Raw genomic sequence first — 18,718 nt, forward strand, 5'->3', positions numbered from 1 at the left:
ATTCTAACTATCACCACCTTTTACTGATATCTTAACTTCGTCAGTAAAAGGATGAGTGAAACGTGAAAGCAATCACACAAATAGAATACAGATATTCTTATTTGCGCCCATCATCTGATGAAATTTTTTGTTAGTATGCTTTATCGCTTATCTATAAATAATCAAAACTTCATACGGCGAACAACAATAAGCCAAAAATAATAACATCCATTAACACGATAAGAAGTTGTCTTACTTTGCGGTATAGACCTCAGAAAAAATAGGTAAGCTTTGCTCTGTTTGCTTTTTTTAGTTCAGCATTATCTGCTGATATTTTGCCTCTCTTATTACCAGGACAAAAGATATGTTAGACCAAGAAATGATACGTACCTTTATACAGGTCGCCGATTGCCAAAGTTTTACCAAAGCAGCCGATGTGCTTCATAAAACATCAGCAGCAATTAGTTACCGTATAAAAACATTAGAAGAAAATATCGGTACCCAACTTTTTAATCGCACCACAAGAACCGTTACACTGACACCCGCGGGCGAATATCTATTAGAAAAATGTCGTCAATGGATTGTATGGTTAGAGTCAATGCCTGTGGAACTTCAGCAAATGAACGCGGGTGTCGAACATCAAGTGAATATTGTCATCAATAATCTACTCTATGATCGCACTGCGGTTGCCAGTATGTTGGCTTGTCTTCATCAACGCTTTCCTTCTACTCAGTTTCATATTACTCGCCAAGTCTATATGGGTGTTTGGGATGCGCTTATTAACGAAGATTATCATTTTGCTATCGGCGTTACTGGTAATGAATCCCTTAAGAATAATATTAACATTTGTGCGATGGGTGAAATTCAATGGCAATTTGTTGTCGCGCCTAATCATCCTTTAGCCAATGTTAGTGGTGTATTAAGTGATGACCAAATGCGTATGTATTCTGCTGTAAACGTCGAAGATACCTCTCGTCATCTTTCTAAACGCACTGCATGGCGCTTATCAGGTCAGCATGAAATTCGTGTACCTGATTTACACACCAAATTAGCCTGCCATTTAAAAGGCGTGGGAATAGGATTTTTGCCATTAAGTTTATGCAAACCGCTTATTGATAGCGGACAGCTAATTGCAAAAGAAGTGAAAAATCGTCGTCATAACTCCCCTCTATCATTAGCATGGTGTGAAGATAAAAAAGGCGCTGTGGTAAGTTATTTAGTGGAGTTGTTTAAGCAAAATCATCCTAGCGTGCAATCGTTTTACGATCCTTTAAATTAAAAAGGCAAACCGAAGTTTGCCCTTTTACTGTTTATTCAGTGATTATCTGAATAGCGTACTACGCTTTAGCTTCTTCATTATTGTTGTTGCTTTCTTTAATAAAGAGACTTGCCACAATACCGATACAAATCAGAATAGCTGCAAAGTAGAAACCAGAGTCCATGCTACCTGTTTTGTCTGATAAGAAACCTGTTAATGTTGGTGCAAAAACAGAGCCCAACATACCGATACAGTTATAAACACCAAACGATGTACCTAGTGCATGTCGCGGTGAGTTATCTGCAACCACAGCAACAAGTACTGGGTTTGTACTGATTTTACCTACAATACCGTAAAGGATCAGAGCACCGATTAATACAGGCATTGATTCTGACATTGGTACAGCAAGAATAGCGACTAATGACAGCGGTAACATGATCAGTAATACAGGTTTACGACGACCAATTTTATCTGAAACCCAGCTAAAAATAAGTGAACCAGGAATAGCAAACCATGGCATTAATGATGCAATAGTTGAAATTTGAGTTCCTGTAATTCCACGCTCAGTCTCTAAGTAGTACGGTAACCAAGTTACTAATACAAAGAAGCCATAGATTGAACAAAAGATGGTGACATACGCAAGGTTGATATTGCGATTACCAAATAAATCTTTAAATGTCAGCTTAACTTTCTGTTTTGGAGCGCCATTTTCTGTCGCAGGTTGTCCTTTTGGCTTATCTTTGATGATCCATAACATCACTAAGCCAATGATAATGATTGGCACACCAATAATATAGAACGGAGCACGCCAGCTCATTCCCATCTCACCAACAGAAATACTTGAGATGTAATAACCAATAGACAGACCAAATGCCATACCACTATTAATAATCGCACTACCTAATGTAATACGATGCTTTGGTATCGCTTCTGAAGATAAACCATACTGAGGGCCATAATAGAAACCTTGGAATATCCCCACCATGACCCATGCAAACATAAAGGTCACGTAAGTTGGCATCATACCCGCAATGATGGTAAATCCACCAAAGAGAACAACACCTGTTACTAATACTTTTTTCTTACCTAAATAGTCACCAATCATGCCTGATGGAATATTTAGTGCAGTATATCCGATAAAGAAAATACTCATGATGGAGCCAAGTTGAGCTTTAGACAGATCAAACTCAGCACCAATATTTACCATTAAAGGACCAACAATGGCACGGCTACCATACAGCGCAATCCAACCAAAGAAGAAGATAATGGTCAGTTTGACCCAATAAGGGACTTTGCCTTTCTCATTCACTTGTGCATCGTTCATAATGACGCTCCTGAAAGAATTTTTATTAAGACTTATAAATTAAAGTGCCAGACTGACCTTCAATAACTTGTTGAATATTTTGTAATGCACCAATATGAGCTTGTTGCCCTGTTGCATTAACAAAATCACTCACTGCCATAATTTTTGGTCCCATTGCGCCATCAGCGACAGCCATTGGTGCAAGTTCTTCTGGTGTTGCTTCACGAATTGCAGCTTGTTCTGGTGTACCCCAATTTTTATAAATAGCATCAGCTTCTGTTAAAATCACAAAGTGCTCTGCATTTAATTCACGAGAAATTAAAGCCGCAGTTAAATCTTTATCAATAACAGCTTCACTACCAATAAATTCATTATTTGAATTGTTGACTGGAATACCACCACCGCCACCACAAATAACAATATGACCTTTATCTAATAAAAGTCTTACTGCCTCGATATCAATAATCTTTTTCGGTGTTGGTGATGGAACAACACGGCGATAATGTTTACCGTCTTGTTTAAATGTCCATTGATACTTAGCAATTAATTCTTCTTTATCAGCTTCATCATAAATAGGGCCAATAAATTTACTTGGGTCATTAAATGCTTCATCATTAATATCCACTGAAACTCGAGTCATTACCGTTGTAATAGCTTGTTCAGGGTTATTTTGATTAATTTTTTGCATCATCATATAACCAATCATACCTTGACTTTCTGCTACTAAGATATCCAATGGATATGCAGGAACATCTTGATACGCAAGGTTTTGCAGCGCAAGTAATCCAACTTGAGGCCCATTACCGTGTACTAATACAACACGATACTCTTTAGCTAATTTATTAATTGTCTCTGACATCAATTCAATATTTTTATATTGATTTTCAGCAGACAAAACTTCTCCGCGTTGCAATAATGCATTTCCGCCTAAAGCAATAACAATTGTTTTCATAATTATCCGTATCCGAATGTTTATATAAATTCTTTTATTAAAAAAAATTAATCAATATGCTGTTGTTGTTTTTTAGCTTGGTAACCAATCCATAATCCCAGTAATGTATCCGCGCCGGAATGATGACCAATAGAGAGTATTTCCAACATATCCTTAAAAATAATCTCTTTATTCTTTATTTTTTTACCTAGTTGAATGAGATAGGTAGAAAATATTCCCTGTGTGGCATATTCCAAATAATGCTTACTGACAATAGTGGTCAATTCAGATAAAGGCGGTGTGTTATTAAAAAAATGATTAAGTTTATTTTCTGGCTCGACTAAATAATGTGCAAATAACATACCCACCAGCATATCATCTGAACTTGGTGTTAATCCGGGGCCTTTCCCTGTAAAAATAGCCCAGTTAACAGCATTGCCTAATAGCTGATTATGAAACAGCTTAGTTAATAACTTAATTTCACTGAGTTGCGCGACTTGACGGTAATTTTTCAGTGATCCATATAACCCCGTTGCAATCGCGGGTGATAACAGAGAAAAAAAACTTTCTAACCAACGCAAATCTAAATCCGCTTTATCTTGTAAGCGCAAATTCTCACTTTGACCTGCGATCAATGTGAGCTTATTTGCGAGTGTTGCTTGATGATTTTTAAGGTTCATCGCAATCGAGGGATGGCACTGTTTTGCAAAATAATCAAAGTCATCTTGTTTCAGTAACCATCCCATCGGGCTTAATCCTCTTCCTTCACGATGAAAAGTTATTAAGCGTTGTTGAGGGCAAATGAAATTCAAAGCATGGTCATAAATGCCCACACATTTAATCTCACCTTCAAAGTCAGTGATATGCTGGCTGGTTTGAAGTGCTTGAATTTGCATAATGCCCCCTTTATTGCTGCTACTTTGTCGTTAGAAAACGAGATTAAGCGTCGATACCTAGCTCTTCAGCAAGAGCAACAATCGCTTTTTCAAAGCAGCCTAAAGGTGCGCGTACAGTACCTGCACCAATCTGACCAACACCCGGCTCTTTATGTGCAATACCCGTATTAATCAGTGGAGTGATCCCTGTTTCAACAACGCGACGTGCATCTAAGCCTAAACATGCACCTTGGAAATCCCAAGTCGGAATTTGCAACATCATGTTACGAGCAAGGTAGATCTCAGCCATTTCTTCAGTTACTTCGCGCGCTGCATCCATACCACCAGATGCACCAACAAAGCGTGTTACACCAGGAGCCGCAACCATTGCTGCGCCACCAATACCAAAAGTTTCAGTGATTGCACTGTCACCGATATCTGGGTTTGCGTCTGCTTGGCTAAAACCAGAGAAGAACAGACCTTGTGGTGTATTTACTGGAGCGGTAAACCATTGGTCACCCATTCCGCTGATCTTGATACCAAAGTTGCTACCATTACGTGTCATTACAGTGACGATAGTACCTTGCTTGATTTGAGCACCAGCATCCATCGCCGCTTTACAGTAAGCCATTGCTAAGTTCAGGAAGAATTGGTCTGTAATGCTCAGGAATTTAGTCACTTTTGTGATTTCAGCTTCTTCGAAATCTAAAGTGCCTAATACTGGTGCCAGCTGACGCAGTAACAGTGCAGATGCAGCGATGTTACGTTGGTGGAATTCATCACCCATCGTAATTGCCTGCCCCATAATTGCAGTCAGATCGATACCGTTTTCAAACGTTGCAATCGCTGCTTTTAATACTGGTGCTAAGCTATTTTGCATCCAATGTAAACGCTCTTGCACATCTGGGCCGTAAGCACCAAAGCGCATCACTTTGCCAATACCTTCATTCATGTTGCAGTAAGCGTAGTTACCATGAATGTGGTTTTTGATAACCAGCATTGGCATATGAGCAGAAGTAATACCGCCCATTGGGCCTACTGCATTTACGTTATGGCAAGGAATAAACTCAATTTCACCTGCTTCTAACATGGCTAATGCTTGTTCTTCAGTTTCTGCCCAGCCTTCAAATAAAGAAGCACCAATACATGCACCGCGAACAGGACCACTCATTTCACCCCAAGTCACTGGTGGACCTGCGTGAAGTAATTTTTTACCTGTTTCTAAAGCAGGAACAACTTCTTTTGCTAAGCTAACATCACACCAGTGAGGACGGGCTTCACGGATACGTTCGATAACTGCTTCATTCGCTTGTTCGATAGTTGAGTACATATCTGCAATTCCTTATTTCAATTTCTTTAATATTTCAGCCAGTTTTTTATTGCCACCTGCGACAGGTGCCCACTGATAATGAACAACAGGGGTGCCACTTGATTGCAGATCGTCTGCAAAGCTACGTAATCCTGCGTTGATCACAGAGATCCCGTTAAGCAGTGGCGACACTTCAGCATGTGCTTCTGCTGGATGTGGCTGGATTAATTCTTTTGCTAATAAAACGGCTTCTGGCAACGTATCCATCACAATAATGCCCGCTTCTTTCAGCTGTTTTTGCTGTTCGCTACGGTTTTGTGGATCGTCTTCAGTACCAGTGATGGTTGCGATAGTGATCAGTGGATTAGCTTCGCCACGTTTCTCATTCAGTTTTTTGATTTCCTGAATTAACGCGCCAGCTGGATCTTGAGTTGCACCATAACCAATAACAAAATCAACCAGTAACACGCCAGCTTCTGTTTTATTGCTAAGCTCACTGATAAATTTGTTACGTGTAGATGGGTCAATCATTGGGTGTGGTTTACCCTGTGTATAGAAGTCATCACCCATATCGATAATTTTGTGGCCGTCTGCATCTAGCATCGTGCCTTGTTTATGCTCGTTATCGACTTCAACATTAAGTTTTTCAGATAACAACATGGCACACTCAGCCGCTAACGTACCGCCAGCATAAAGACCAATGATTTTCTTACCTGCAACTTTTGGTAATTCTGCTGCGATATCTTCAACACGCGCTAATTCAGCCGCAATACGTGCGGTTTCATCTAAAGTACGAGTAAAATAGATATTGTCGTCTTGGAATTTCTCAGGTGTTGTTCCTAAGAATTGAGCCACAATCGGTTTATTATGGCGTTTCATTTCTGCAATGATTTTTTGACGAACCGCAGGTGCTGGTGGCTTAGAAACAAAGGCAATAACACGAGTATTAGGATCAGCAGCCAGCATATTGATAGCAGTGATTGCACTGATCCCACCAATTTGCTCTGTTAAATCACGACCACCTAAACCAATTGAGTGAGAAATACCTTGGCGTTGTAAAACGATTTGAGAGGTAATTTCTTGAATACCTGTACCTGATGCGCCAACAATACCAATTGAACCTTTCGGTGCAATGTTAGCGAAAGCAAGAGGAGCTCCTGCAATATTTGCCGTACCACAGTCAGGTCCCATAACAATCAGACCTTTCGCCGCTGCTTTTTCTTTTAATGCTTTTTCATCTGCGATAGATACGTTGTCAGAGAACAGCATAACGTTACAGCCATCTTCTAAACCAGTATCTGCTAGCTCAGCAGCATATTCACCAGCAATAGAGATGAGCAACATATTGGCATTAGTGCTTTTTTGTTTAGCGGTACGCCAGCTACGTACTGTCGTTAATTTGTTGCCGCCTTTTTGACCGCTTGCAATTTCTGCAAGTGCTTCTTCCAACGCAGTAGAAATCATGTCGATAATGGCTGGATCGTCTGATTCCGCTTTAATCGAAACACAAATGTCATTCGGTGTTGCTTCGTTAAACATGTCATGCCAGAAACCGGTGACATCAAGAAGAGATTTATTCGCTGGTGTTCCCATCATGACGGAAATTTCTTCCACCTCTGGGGCTTCACTTAATTTTCGGGAAATAATCATCAGGCTTACTGAATCCTGAAAGCTCCCTTTTTTAATAAAAGCATGGATCATTATGATATCCTTAACGCATTTAATATATGTAACAGCACATATCTATTTGCATTTCGTTTTTTTGATAATAAGAAGCCTATTTGCTTAAGTTATTAAGCAATATAAATAAATGTCTGATTTATTAATTTCTAATCTCTGCGTATAAACATACTGAAGAAATATCAAAATGTAGAGTGATAGAAGTCACACTTATTTATTGTAAAAAATTTTTATTTAATGGAACGATATTTATTAAATAAATTATGATGAGAAAAGTTTATTGGTTTAGGAATAAAATCAAAAACTCTAGAGGAGGATTTAACGAACAAGAAACAATCATTAAGCTATAATTTTCAAATAAAACAAAGAGAAATGATTTGCAAGTTACAATTTTATAACATACAGCAATAAATAATTATTATCAACAAATAAAAAAAGGCTATTTTTCTTTCTTAAATTTTCAAATTAACCTTTATTTTTAATTACATTTTATTTTATCAAATAACAAAAAAGCCTTGTATTTAATAAGGCTTTTAAAATAGAAAGAATATTTAATATATGACTTAAGTTACTGCTTAATTGCTTCTACTTGAATTTTTAATGTCATATTATCAGCCATCCCTTCTTTAACTAAAAAGTCTACACCCCAATCTGAACGTTTAATGGTTGTTTCAAAATCACCACCACAGACTGGCGCATTAAACACAGGGCTTTCATAACAATTAAACTTGGTTGTTGTTAATTTAACTGGCAATGTTTTTCCTTTCATCGTTAATAGCCCTTCAATGGATGTGGGTTTATTATCAGAGAAATACCATTTTGTTGAAGAAAATTGAATTGTTGGGTATTTATCTGCATCTAAGATATCGGCACTTTTCACATGATTATCAAATGCCGTTAAACCCGTATTTAATGTTTTAACTGGAATAGAAACGTTTATTTTTCCTATATTATTTTCAGGTGAATAGGTTAAATCACCTTCAATTTCATAGAAACCACCACTGTTAGTTGAAGTCCCAAAATGATCAATATAAAACATGGCTTTAGTATGCGTTGGTTCAAGTTTATATTCATTAGCTTGTACTGCTGGCACAAGTAATAATGATGATATGATGGCAGATAAAATAAGTTTCATTATAGTTTCCTAATATATTTTTATAAAAGAATGCCCATAAAGAAAATACTTTATAGGCATTTTTAAACACAGAGAATACAAAGTACAAAGAGAGTTAAAAATTAATTAACGCTGAGAATCTAAAACTTCGTTATTTTTTAATACATCTTGAGCTTTGCTATAACTTTCAATTAATAGCTGATAAGCAGGGAAAATCTGAGTATACGCTTGCGCCCATTCTGCTGCATCAGCACGGTTCCATGTTTTTTGAATTTCAGAAGCAACTGCTGCGGTATCCATCGGTACTACACCCGCTTGAACGACGCGAGCTAAGGTAATTTCTTCAGCCATTTTACTGTAAGTACCTGATGCATCAATCACTGCAAAGACTTGATAACCTTCAGCAACGGCACTAATTGCAGGGAATGCCATACAAACACTAGTAATAGTACCGGCAATAATTAATTGCTTTTTGCCTGTTGCTTTAACGGCTTCAACAAACTCTGGATTATCCCAAGCATTAATTTCACCTTTACGTGCAATATATTTCGCATGCGGTGCATTTTGGTGAATTTCAGGAATTAATGGACCATTAGGACCTTGTGGTACAGATGCCGTTGTAATAACAGGCATGTTAGCTAATGTTGCTATTTTTGCTAATACTGAAGCACGCGCTCGTAATTCAGTCATTGGCATATCACCAACCGTTTGGAATAAACCACTTTGGTGATCAATTAATAACATAACAGCATCTTCTGGATTAATTACAGGGCGCTGACCATTAAAATTTGCTGGAGTGCTCATTTATTTATTCCTTTTAATTAATAAAGTTGATTATTAACATGATTGAAGAACAATATTAGAGAAAAATATTTTTATATCGTTTCTCTTTCGTTGTAATAAACAATAATCAATTAATTAAAAGCTCGGTAGTAGCAATTCTGATAAACACTATTCTAAAAATAGAACACTGAAACATTTTATTATTGTTCTATTTTTAGGATGATGAAACCTATTTTTGGCACTACTTAAATATATTAGGCGCTCTAAAATAGGTCCTATAGAAATTTTATAGGAACATTTTATGAAAAAGATCATAGGTATTTATAAAGCACCTCGTCAACATTGGGTTGGTGATGGTTTTCATGTTCGCTCACTCTTTAGTTATGGTAATCATGGTAAGTATTTAAACCCATTTTTACTTTTAGATAGAGCAGGCCCTACTGATTTTCCTGCATCTCAAGGACATAATCGTGGTGTCGGTGAACACCCTCATCGTGGGTTTGAAACGGTCACTATTGTTTATAAAGGTGAAGTTGCACACCATGATTCCACCGGAGAAGGTGGCGTAATCGGCCCTGGTGACGTGCAATGGATGACCGCGGCATCAGGTATTTTACATCAAGAATATCATTCTGATGCATTTACCAAAGAAGGCGGTGTGTTAGATATGGTGCAATTGTGGGTTAATCTTCCATCTGAGGCTAAATCGGCACCTGCTGGCTATCAATTGCTAAAAGAAAGCGCGATCCCTGTACTTCCTTTAGCAGATAATGCCGGACAAATGCGCATTATTGCCGGTGATTATCACGACACACATGGCGCAGCAAAAACTTTTTCACCCGTTGATGTGTGGGACATTCAATTAAAGAGTGCAAAATCGGCCACATTACCAACGAAAAAAGATCGCTATGTTGGCTTAGTGGTTTTACATGGCAGTGTTTATCTTGATAATCAAACTCAACTACAAACAGGTGATTTGGTAATTTTAGATAATGAAGGTGGTTCAGTTAATCTTGAAGCTATTGAAGATGCGATTGTTTTATATCTCAGTGGTGAGCCTATTAATGAGCCTGTTGTAGGTTATGGCCCTTTTGTCATGAATAGCGAAGCTCAAATCAAACAAGCTATTGATGATTTTAACCAAGGTAAATTTGGTCGTATTCCTAACGAATAACACTTTTATTTCATGCAACAAACAATAAAAATCAAACGGCTCCCTTTAATATTTGGAGCCGTTTTTATATTGTACTTACTCTTTCAATGGCGACATATTATCAGCAAGGTATTCCAGCAATACCTGAATAGCAGGCAATAACCCTTTTCTTGACGGATAAACTGCATGAATAACATCTTTAGGAAAACGCCAACTTGGCAACACTTCAATTAACGAGCCATCTTGTAGGTCTTTTTCAACCACACTCAGTGGTAATCGAGTTATTCCTAATCCTTTTAGTGTTGCTTTATAAAGTGTAATAACATCGGTTGTCGCTAATTTCGGAGTCACATGTTGTGTGGAAACCGTACCATTTTCATGAGTTAAAGTAAGTGTATATTGTTGTGAGTGTTCGCTATTTGCCAAAATAGGATAATCTGCCAGTTGTTCTGGCGAATCGGGGATCTCTTGTCCTTTAAATAATAAAGGGCTGGCGACTAGAACACGCCGAGAATAACCTAGAATTTTCATCGTTAAACCTGAATCATCTAGCGGTAATGCTCTTACTCGCAAGGCTAAATCAAGGCCTTCACTAATTACATCAACAGGACGATTAATAGCTAATATCTGGATATTAATATCCGGATATTTTTCCATAAAATCGACCAAAATATCTTGAATATAAATTTGCAATAATGCGACAGGACACGAGAGTTTAATGGTGCCATGTGGGTGCCCTTGCGCTGAACAAATAACTTCTTCTGCAATTTCAGCTTCTGAGACCACATTTTTACACTGCTGATAAAATGTCTGCCCGATTTTGGTGACATGAAATTGACGTGTAGAACGATAAATCAAAGAGACATTGAGTTTCTGTTCTAAATCAGCAATACGACGACTTAGCTTAGATTTAGGTATACCTAATGTTTCTGCTGCTTGAGAAAAACCGCCAAACTCAACGACTTTCACAAAATAGTAGAGATCATTTAAATCATACTTCATGCGTATCACCTATTAGGTTATTTTCAATATTTAGCTGAATTGTTTCAGGCACCGATATTATGGCAAAAGTAATTGTAAATATTATTTACTATTATTCAGCTATTGTTAATAACATTATAATCACATAGGTTAATAAAATAAAGACGACCAAAAATAATAACACAATCTGTTATAACCTTATCAATTTAATATTATAAATGTGACATGGGATAAATTCACATACCATAATTATATTTTATTTCCACCTATCATTGGAATTGGTTTTTATTATTAAAGTTTAGTTGTAATAAAAAAACACCAATAAAAACAAAATGATAAATAGTCACCTTATATTTCAATAACATTGAGTTACATAAAATCTCTTATTTTAAAATTAAGTTAATAGATAATTTTATTTTTATGACACTAATCAATGAATATTTAATAATATGTTAATAAGATCGTATTAAATAAAAATACTTATTCGCTTTATTTTTTTACTTCCGATTATTTATTTAACCTGCAACCTAATGGAATACCTGATGAATAAATTAACTCCATTACGACCCATACCTACATTAATCGCCGTTTCTATTACCCTTATTATCTGGTTTCTTATTCCCGTGCCACAAGGAGTTGACCCCAATGCTTGGCATTTATTAGCACTCTTTGTTGGAACTATCGCCGCTATTATTGGTAAAGCTCTCCCTATCGGTGCCGTTTCTATTATTGCTATCGCATTAGTTGCTGTCACTGGTGTCACCAATCCTAATTCAACTAAAGCCGCTATCGGTGATGCATTAAGTGGATTTTCCAATGATCTTATCTGGTTAATTGGTATCTCCATTATGGTCTCTATGAGTCTAAATAAAACCGGACTCGGCGCTCGAATTGGCTATTATTTTATTTCACTATTTGGCAAAAGAACCATTGGAATAGCCTATTCATTGGCTATTGCTGAAACAATATTAGCCCCTGTAACACCAAGTAATACCGCGCGTGGTGGTGGAATTATTCACCCGATTATGCGTTCAATATCAGACAGTTTTAACTCTAAAGCAGAAGATGGCACTAGTGGTAAAATAGGTCGTTATCTCTCTTTAGTGAACTACAATATAAATCCTATTACTTCTGCCATGTTTATTACGGCAACAGCACCCAATCCACTCATTGTCAGTTTAATTATTAGTGAAACTGATCCTACACATGAGCTTAGTTGGTCTATGTGGGCAATTGCGGCTTTTGTACCCGCCATCGTTTCATTAATTTTAATGCCTATTGTTATTTATCTACTTTATAAACCTGAAATAACCAGCACCCCAAACGCACCTCATTTTGCTAAAGAGCGTTTAGCACAATTAGGGCCTATTTCATTACCTGAAAAAATAACCCTTGCCGTCTTCGCCTTATTATTAATTATGTGGGCTGGCGTTCCTGCGTTGTTATTTGGAGATGGATTTAGCGTTAATGCGACAACTGCAGCATTTATTGGCTTATCTATTTTATTATGTACAGGTGTTTTGAATTGGGATGATATTTTAAAAAATAAAGGTGCATGGGATACCGTAGTTTGGTTCTCTGCATTAGTAATGATGGCATCCTTCTTAGGAAAATTAGGATTAATTAAATGGTTGTCACTCAGTGTGGGGGCAAGTATTGATAGCATGGGAATAAGTTGGGTCAGTGGCATGATATTACTGGTACTAATCTATGTTTATTCTCACTATTTCTTTGCCAGTACTACCGCCCATATTACCGCCATGTTTGCCGCTTTCTATGCGGCTGGCTTAGCCCTTGGCGCACCACCAATGTTATTAGGGCTTATTTTGGCGTTCTCATCTTCATTAATGATGTCATTAACACATTACGGCACTGGTACTGCACCAATTATTTTCGGTTCCGGCTACGCCACATTGGGCGAATGGTGGAAAACAGGATTTGTGATGAGTGTCGTTAACCTTATCGTGTGGATAACCCTTGGTAGTGTATGGTGGAAAGTACTGGGATATTGGTAAGGTTTTAAAAAACATTACCTTAAATAAAACAAATATAAGATGCCTAGTTTATTGTTAGGCATCTTATAAAGTTAACGCCAGATATCGTTGCTTGCGATAATTGACTCTGATTGATAATGACTTTTTTTATTCTCTATTTTATCTTTATCAACGACATGTTGAACCCCATCAAAAAAATAATTTAAATCGACATCAAAAAGATAGGATAAAATATAAATACTTTCTGCATGGATGTTTGACTCACCATTTTCAAAACGAGATTGATGTTGCTGGCTTATCCCCAATAAAGCACCAAACTCACTGCCACTCATACTGTGTGTTATTCTTAACTCTCTAATTTTAGCGCCAACTAATCTTGATATTTCTTTATTCATAACATCTCCAAAAAATAAAATTGATAATATCAAAAATAAACTCATTAATTATTCATACAAAATATTTACTGTAGCAATTGAGTTAGCACTTCCTGGTGTTATTGTACTTCCTGTTTTTATATAGCGCGCTTTCCAACCAAAAATATAATCGCCAGATGCAACCTGATTTTGTAAACTATTTTTAGTATTTAATTTGATAGGATTATTATTTTTATCTAATAATTGAATTCCAATTCCTGTAGCTTGATTTGCACCCGATAGTTTTAATTTACCTGTATTTACATCAATATATCCAGCACTACTAGTCACAGTAGCTTTAATATTAGTTCCCGCAGCACAACTTAATGTAATAGGAATACTTACATCTTTACTTACATCACCAATATTTTTAAATTGCGTATCATACCAAGTGCCCATATTAACGTTATAACTTGATGATTTAGTTGTACATTTCAAAGAATTTACTCTTATTGCATTTAAAGGTAAATATAATGATGATATATTCCAAGTAGTATTTCGAGGTAATGTATTATTTTGTACAACTTTAGCAAGCATTCCCCAATTCACACTTCCTGATTCAGTAACCCTACCTGTTTTTAATATTTTAACAGTCCAGTATGGATTTATTATTGTATAATGTTTTCCTGATGGATCTATTATATTACTATGAGTTATATTTAATAGTCCTAACTCATGTAGTTTAACTTGTATACCAATACCAGGAATATTGGTCTGCACTATTTTATTAGCATTAGGTACCCAACCATTAATATAAGTACCTGAGATTGTTGCATTACCACATTTTCCATCGTTACCAGAAAATGTATTTATAGGTCCATTTTTATAATTTATACGAAATTCATCTAATACACGAGTTCCCATATCATCATATTGAATTGAATAAACTTTATTCGGTATATCCACTCTAATATTTCTTAGATTTGGATTTTGAATACAAGCAGAAAAAGTATATGTGGAATAAAATAAGACTCCACTTAATAAAAGAATAGATTTAGTGTTTATATGGCGCATTTTTATCTCCTAATTTATCTATTATTTTAGTTTTCATCTCTTTTTGTTCTTCTTCATCTAAAATAAAAAATTGGCTTAAACAAATATCAAAAGCACGAGCATATTGATAAAGTCTATCCAAACTAACTCTATTAATACCTCGTTCATATCTTGATTGCTGTTGTTGACTGATACCAATTATTTCCGCCAGTTCACTTAAAGTATACCCATTCATAGATCTATAATAAGCTATTTTTTTCCCAATTATTTTTGAGGCAGGATAAATATGACTCATTTTCATTTCCTTTATTATTCGTTAATTATAAAGAAGCGTAAATTCAAGATGACTTTTAAATGAACCCACAGTGATATTACTTCCATAACCTATAATTCTTGCCGATAAAGGAAATTCAGCATTGTGTGTCTGCTGATTAATGTTCACTATTAATTTTTCATTATTTTTTATAATACTTTTATTTAATTGTGTTGCGATATTTAATGCCGTGTTTTTTGCTGTTCCATTATTAATAAAATATTCCGGATAATTAGGATCAATGATTCCATTTAAGGTCATTGTGACTTTATTCGTTGTTATTGGGCAATTTTTTAATTTTATAGAAAAATTAACCCAATCTGATTTTTGATTGTTTTTAATATTTCTAATATTTATTTTATTAAAATCAATCAAATAATTTTTTGTTTCTAATTCACAAGGTGATGCAATCACAGAACCATAAACATTAATATTAACAACACTTCCTACAGCAAAAGGAGAACATAAAAATAGTAGGGATAATGGTATGATTTTATACATAATATTCCGCCTCTACATATAGACTATAGTTGCTGTAATTTTTGCAGATACCGTGCCTGGTGTTGCATTTCCAAGCTTACTAAATGCTCTTGTTCTTAAAGGAATATTCACTGAGGATTGACCATTAACTGCAATATACAGTGATTTTTGGTTACCTAATGGTATTAATCCATTACTATTCTCATTCTGCAATTGCACAGCAACATTCTTTGCAGTTCCTTCATTTCTATATAAGTTATTTACATCAGCATTGTCTGGTGTCCCAGAAAACGTTAGCTTTACTTGATTTATTGTGGGTGAACAATTAATTAATTTAATCGTAAAATTATTCCACACTGAACTCGAATTTGTTGTCTTAAATAAATTTGCTGGCATCTCTTTTAAATCAATATTAATATTATTTCCTCCAGAAATATTACAAGTTGCTGCTCGAATATTTCCAGAAAAATTAACAGTAACCGTATCCCCAGCGAGTAAAGGAAAACTTATTATTACACTGGTTATTAAAATAAAAAATCTTATTAATATAGTCATTTCACTTTCCTACGCGTAGCAAATATCGACAGCTATAAAAGAAATAACTGGGTTTAATATATTAACTTTAATGCTATTTAAATTTACTACAGACAAGTCACAGTGATTTTATAGAGTCCTAAATAATCAAGAACACCTGATAAATCATAATTTACATGACATGTTTCATTGTTGTATTTAATAGTTAAGTTTCCGCGTTGTTCTAACCCCGATAAATAAACCTCTCCATCATTACCAACAATACTATTCAATTGGCTGTTATCTTTAAAAATAACTTGAGCACCAAATGGAACTGGCTTTTTATTTGCAAGATTAACCGTCATCAATACGCGATAACCCACGTTAGCAGAAAAATCAGCTTTGACTAAAGCACCTCGACTAGGTGAAATCGTTTGGCTAGTCAATTCCATTTCTGTATTTTCAGGCAGCATTAATGTATCAATTTCTAAGGTATTCTTGCGATACGGTGTAACGTAAGGCACTAATGCATAGCCCATGCTATTAGTTTTGACACCCGCTTGGTTTAGTATCGCAACATCACCTGCATTGGGAATATCAACAATTGCAGACGTTTCACCCAGTTGTTGTCCAAGGACTATTCCTCCAGAGTGAGCAACTACGCTACCATTGACCCCATAATAAAGATTATGGTTATCTTTCCCGTAACTATACCCTCCTGTAATATCACCTAGTTGACCTTTATAGGATGCATTGATATTTCCAGAAGATCCTTGATCTTGGTTGGTAAATCCTTGCTGTGCGCTCCAATTTAATCGATTATTGAGCTGAGACGCAGAAATTCCGACACTTCCTGTACTTGCATTGTTACTACTACTATTTGTATTAAAGTTATAATAGAAAGTATCGTCAAATACACTAAAAGGTACACTTACTGAAAAGGCAAATTGATGTTCATCATCACTTTGTGTTTTTTCTCCCGTCACATAAGAGTAACGATTAGTATTTTTATTATAGGTATAGTTCATCCCATAACTGATACCTTGCCAGCTATTGTTATAACCTAACGTTGCTGATTGTGTTTTTTTATTACTATTCCAGTAATCTTCTTTTATATAACCGATAGCTAAAGAGCCATTTCCTTCGCCTAAATTCTGGTTAATCGTAATTTCAGCACGATTACGGCGACGTTCAACTTCTGGACTATAATTTGTACGTCGAAAACTATCGAATACTTCAGATAAGCTATAAAAACCGTTTGTAGAATAACGATAACCCGCTAACGCTATATTTGTGCCCACATCGTTTAGATTTTTATTGTATCTAAAACGGTAAGATTGCCCTTGCTGCTTAATACCATTATCAAAAGTTGAACTTGCATGTGTAATATCGACAGAAATTGCACCAAAAACACCTAAATTTTTTCCTGCCCCCAAAGAATAAGATTGATAGTCTTGGCTTAATTGGCTACCACCATAAGTTGTCACTCCATAAGGTAGGCCATAAATTAATGTAAATTGTCCAAACTTAGTTTTATCCACATTCTTATCATAAGAGCGATATTCACCTCCCGTCACACTATAAGATAAATAGCCTTCACGTTGTAAAACAGGCAAAGAAGCAAATGGCACGATTTGATGCTGTTCACTCCCATTAGATTCTTTTATCGTGACGTATAAATCCCCACTACTCCCTGTGGGATATAAATCATTAATCTCAAAAGGCCCTGCTGCGACTTCTGTCTGATAAATAATATATCCATTTTGCTTAATAGTAATTTGGGCATTACTGCGTGCAATACCTCTAATAACGGGAGCATAACCTCTTAGACTTTCAGGATACATATCATCATCTGTTGATAATTGAGCACCTCTAAATGGCACACTATCAAAAATAGTAGATGGAGAAACACCATCACCTAACATTAATTGGCTTTTTATCTTATTTATATTACGCGATAAATAAGTGTAAACAGTATTCCACTTTCCTGATTGATTATCTGAATTTGACCATGTGGTATAATTGCGCAATCGCCATGCCCCAAAGTTCAATCCAGGTCTTAAATTTATATAATGCGACGTTTCACTTGAATTATTATCTTTGCGATCGTAATTTCTCGACCCACTGTAGCTATAATTAAGCAAAAGTGCAGTGATACCATTATCTATCTTATTTAAATCTATATACCCTCGCGGGTCCTTAGATAAAGCAATTTGAGGAATACTCAAATATAACCTTTGAGAATCAAATTCTAATTCACTTTTAGCATCAGGTATCGCAGATAAATTCACACAGCTATCAGTCATTGTATACAGTTTTGGGTAATCTATTGTTTTAACACCAAAATCATTAAGATCTTGCATTGATAAACAGGGAATAAGTTGATTATTTTTATTTTTTTCAAATCTAATATTTTTAGTTAAAATCAAGTTAGTATTTACATAAATATCAACGTAATAATTCCCCGCTAATTGTTGGTTATTTTCGAAAGGAGATAAATCGATACTTTCTTTATCCGACGATTCAAGGAAATCAGGATCAAAATAAATATTATCTGACTTGTCGTTTTCCGCATATGATAAAGCCGTATAGCCCAAATATAAAATTAGGCTAATACATATTTTGCTAATTTTCATATTAAAACCT

At 35.7% G+C, this 18,718-nt stretch carries 17 protein-coding genes; 3 read left to right on the forward strand and 14 right to left on the reverse strand.

Annotation, left to right across the window (positions count from 1 at the left end; translation table 11 throughout):
- The first annotated feature begins 343 nt into the window (after window positions 1-343).
- Window positions 344-1,258 carry an HTH-type transcriptional activator AllS gene (allS, locus tag AB4J89_RS12075; protein ID WP_088494758.1) on the forward strand — a complete coding sequence of 305 codons (915 nt, stop codon included), beginning with the start codon at window positions 344-346 and terminating at the stop codon, window positions 1,256-1,258.
- A 58-nt stretch (window positions 1,259-1,316) separates the two neighbouring features.
- On the opposite strand, the gene AB4J89_RS12080 is transcribed toward allS, so the two are convergent.
- From AB4J89_RS12080 to AB4J89_RS12110, 7 genes are all read right to left on the reverse strand, one after another.
- On the reverse strand, window positions 1,317-2,561 hold the full coding sequence (locus tag AB4J89_RS12080; RefSeq protein ID WP_088494757.1) for an MFS transporter: 1,245 nt from the start codon (window positions 2,559-2,561) through the stop codon (window positions 1,317-1,319).
- A 25-nt stretch (window positions 2,562-2,586) separates the two neighbouring features.
- On the reverse strand, window positions 2,587-3,492 hold the full coding sequence (locus AB4J89_RS12085; protein WP_088494756.1) for a carbamate kinase: 906 nt from the start codon (window positions 3,490-3,492) through the stop codon (window positions 2,587-2,589).
- 47 nt (window positions 3,493-3,539) lie between these two features.
- Window positions 3,540-4,367 carry a DUF2877 domain-containing protein gene (locus AB4J89_RS12090; RefSeq protein ID WP_368469389.1) on the reverse strand — a complete coding sequence of 276 codons (828 nt, stop codon included), beginning with the start codon at window positions 4,365-4,367 and terminating at the stop codon, window positions 3,540-3,542.
- Window positions 4,368-4,410: 43 nt separating this feature from the next.
- Window positions 4,411-5,676 carry a DUF1116 domain-containing protein gene (locus AB4J89_RS12095; RefSeq protein WP_100160111.1) on the reverse strand — a complete coding sequence of 422 codons (1,266 nt, stop codon included), beginning with the start codon at window positions 5,674-5,676 and terminating at the stop codon, window positions 4,411-4,413.
- A 12-nt stretch (window positions 5,677-5,688) separates the two neighbouring features.
- The gene (locus AB4J89_RS12100; RefSeq protein WP_088494754.1) at window positions 5,689-7,356 is read right to left on the reverse strand and encodes an acyl-CoA synthetase FdrA; all 1,668 of its coding nucleotides are present in this window, start codon (window positions 7,354-7,356) and stop codon (window positions 5,689-5,691) included.
- 547 nt (window positions 7,357-7,903) lie between these two features.
- Window positions 7,904-8,470 (reverse strand): YceI family protein, encoded by a 567-nt coding sequence (locus AB4J89_RS12105; protein ID WP_088494753.1) that lies wholly within the window; start codon window positions 8,468-8,470, stop codon window positions 7,904-7,906.
- A gap of 105 nt (window positions 8,471-8,575) precedes the next feature.
- Window positions 8,576-9,253 (reverse strand): hydrolase, encoded by a 678-nt coding sequence (locus AB4J89_RS12110; protein ID WP_088494752.1) that lies wholly within the window; start codon window positions 9,251-9,253, stop codon window positions 8,576-8,578.
- Window positions 9,254-9,533: 280 nt separating this feature from the next.
- Between AB4J89_RS12110 and AB4J89_RS12115 the strand changes: the two genes are divergently transcribed.
- Window positions 9,534-10,406 carry a pirin family protein gene (locus tag AB4J89_RS12115; protein WP_088494751.1) on the forward strand — a complete coding sequence of 291 codons (873 nt, stop codon included), beginning with the start codon at window positions 9,534-9,536 and terminating at the stop codon, window positions 10,404-10,406.
- Between the two features lie 75 nt (window positions 10,407-10,481).
- On the opposite strand, the gene AB4J89_RS12120 is transcribed toward AB4J89_RS12115, so the two are convergent.
- Window positions 10,482-11,387, reverse strand: a complete 906-nt coding sequence (locus tag AB4J89_RS12120; RefSeq protein ID WP_088494750.1) for a LysR substrate-binding domain-containing protein — start codon at window positions 11,385-11,387, stop codon at window positions 10,482-10,484.
- A 521-nt stretch (window positions 11,388-11,908) separates the two neighbouring features.
- On the opposite strand from AB4J89_RS12120, the gene AB4J89_RS12125 reads away from it, so the two are divergent.
- Window positions 11,909-13,381 carry an anion permease gene (locus AB4J89_RS12125; protein WP_088494749.1) on the forward strand — a complete coding sequence of 491 codons (1,473 nt, stop codon included), beginning with the start codon at window positions 11,909-11,911 and terminating at the stop codon, window positions 13,379-13,381.
- Window positions 13,382-13,452: 71 nt separating this feature from the next.
- Here the strand turns inward: AB4J89_RS12125 and AB4J89_RS12130 are convergent, their stop codons facing one another.
- The 6 genes from AB4J89_RS12130 to AB4J89_RS12155 all read right to left on the reverse strand — a co-directional run bounded on the left by AB4J89_RS12130 (window position 13,453) and on the right by AB4J89_RS12155 (window position 18,708).
- Entirely contained in the window at window positions 13,453-13,755 is a 303-nt protein-coding gene (locus AB4J89_RS12130; RefSeq protein WP_088494748.1) for a helix-turn-helix domain-containing protein, read from the reverse strand.
- A 48-nt stretch (window positions 13,756-13,803) separates the two neighbouring features.
- Window positions 13,804-14,787 (reverse strand): fimbrial protein, encoded by a 984-nt coding sequence (locus AB4J89_RS12135; protein WP_368469393.1) that lies wholly within the window; start codon window positions 14,785-14,787, stop codon window positions 13,804-13,806.
- Complete coding sequence (locus AB4J89_RS12140) at window positions 14,768-15,061, reverse strand: helix-turn-helix domain-containing protein (RefSeq protein WP_102949466.1); 294 nt, start codon at window positions 15,059-15,061, stop codon at window positions 14,768-14,770. Before AB4J89_RS12140 ends, AB4J89_RS12135 begins: the two co-directional genes overlap by 20 nt.
- Window positions 15,062-15,082: 21 nt before the next feature.
- Window positions 15,083-15,580: a fimbrial protein gene (locus AB4J89_RS12145; RefSeq protein WP_270754626.1), complete on the reverse strand. Its 498-nt coding sequence runs from the start codon at window positions 15,578-15,580 to the stop codon at window positions 15,083-15,085.
- A gap of 12 nt (window positions 15,581-15,592) precedes the next feature.
- The gene (locus AB4J89_RS12150) at window positions 15,593-16,114 is read right to left on the reverse strand and encodes a fimbrial protein (RefSeq protein ID WP_368469396.1); all 522 of its coding nucleotides are present in this window, start codon (window positions 16,112-16,114) and stop codon (window positions 15,593-15,595) included.
- Window positions 16,115-16,200: 86 nt separating this feature from the next.
- Window positions 16,201-18,708 (reverse strand): fimbria/pilus outer membrane usher protein, encoded by a 2,508-nt coding sequence (locus tag AB4J89_RS12155; protein ID WP_368469398.1) that lies wholly within the window; start codon window positions 18,706-18,708, stop codon window positions 16,201-16,203.
- Window positions 18,709-18,718 lie beyond the last annotated feature (10 nt).

It is taken from the genome of Proteus sp. STS61-E (genome assembly GCF_040932335.1).
In the GTDB taxonomy this organism is placed as follows: Bacteria; Pseudomonadota; Gammaproteobacteria; order Enterobacterales; family Enterobacteriaceae; genus Proteus; species Proteus mirabilis_B.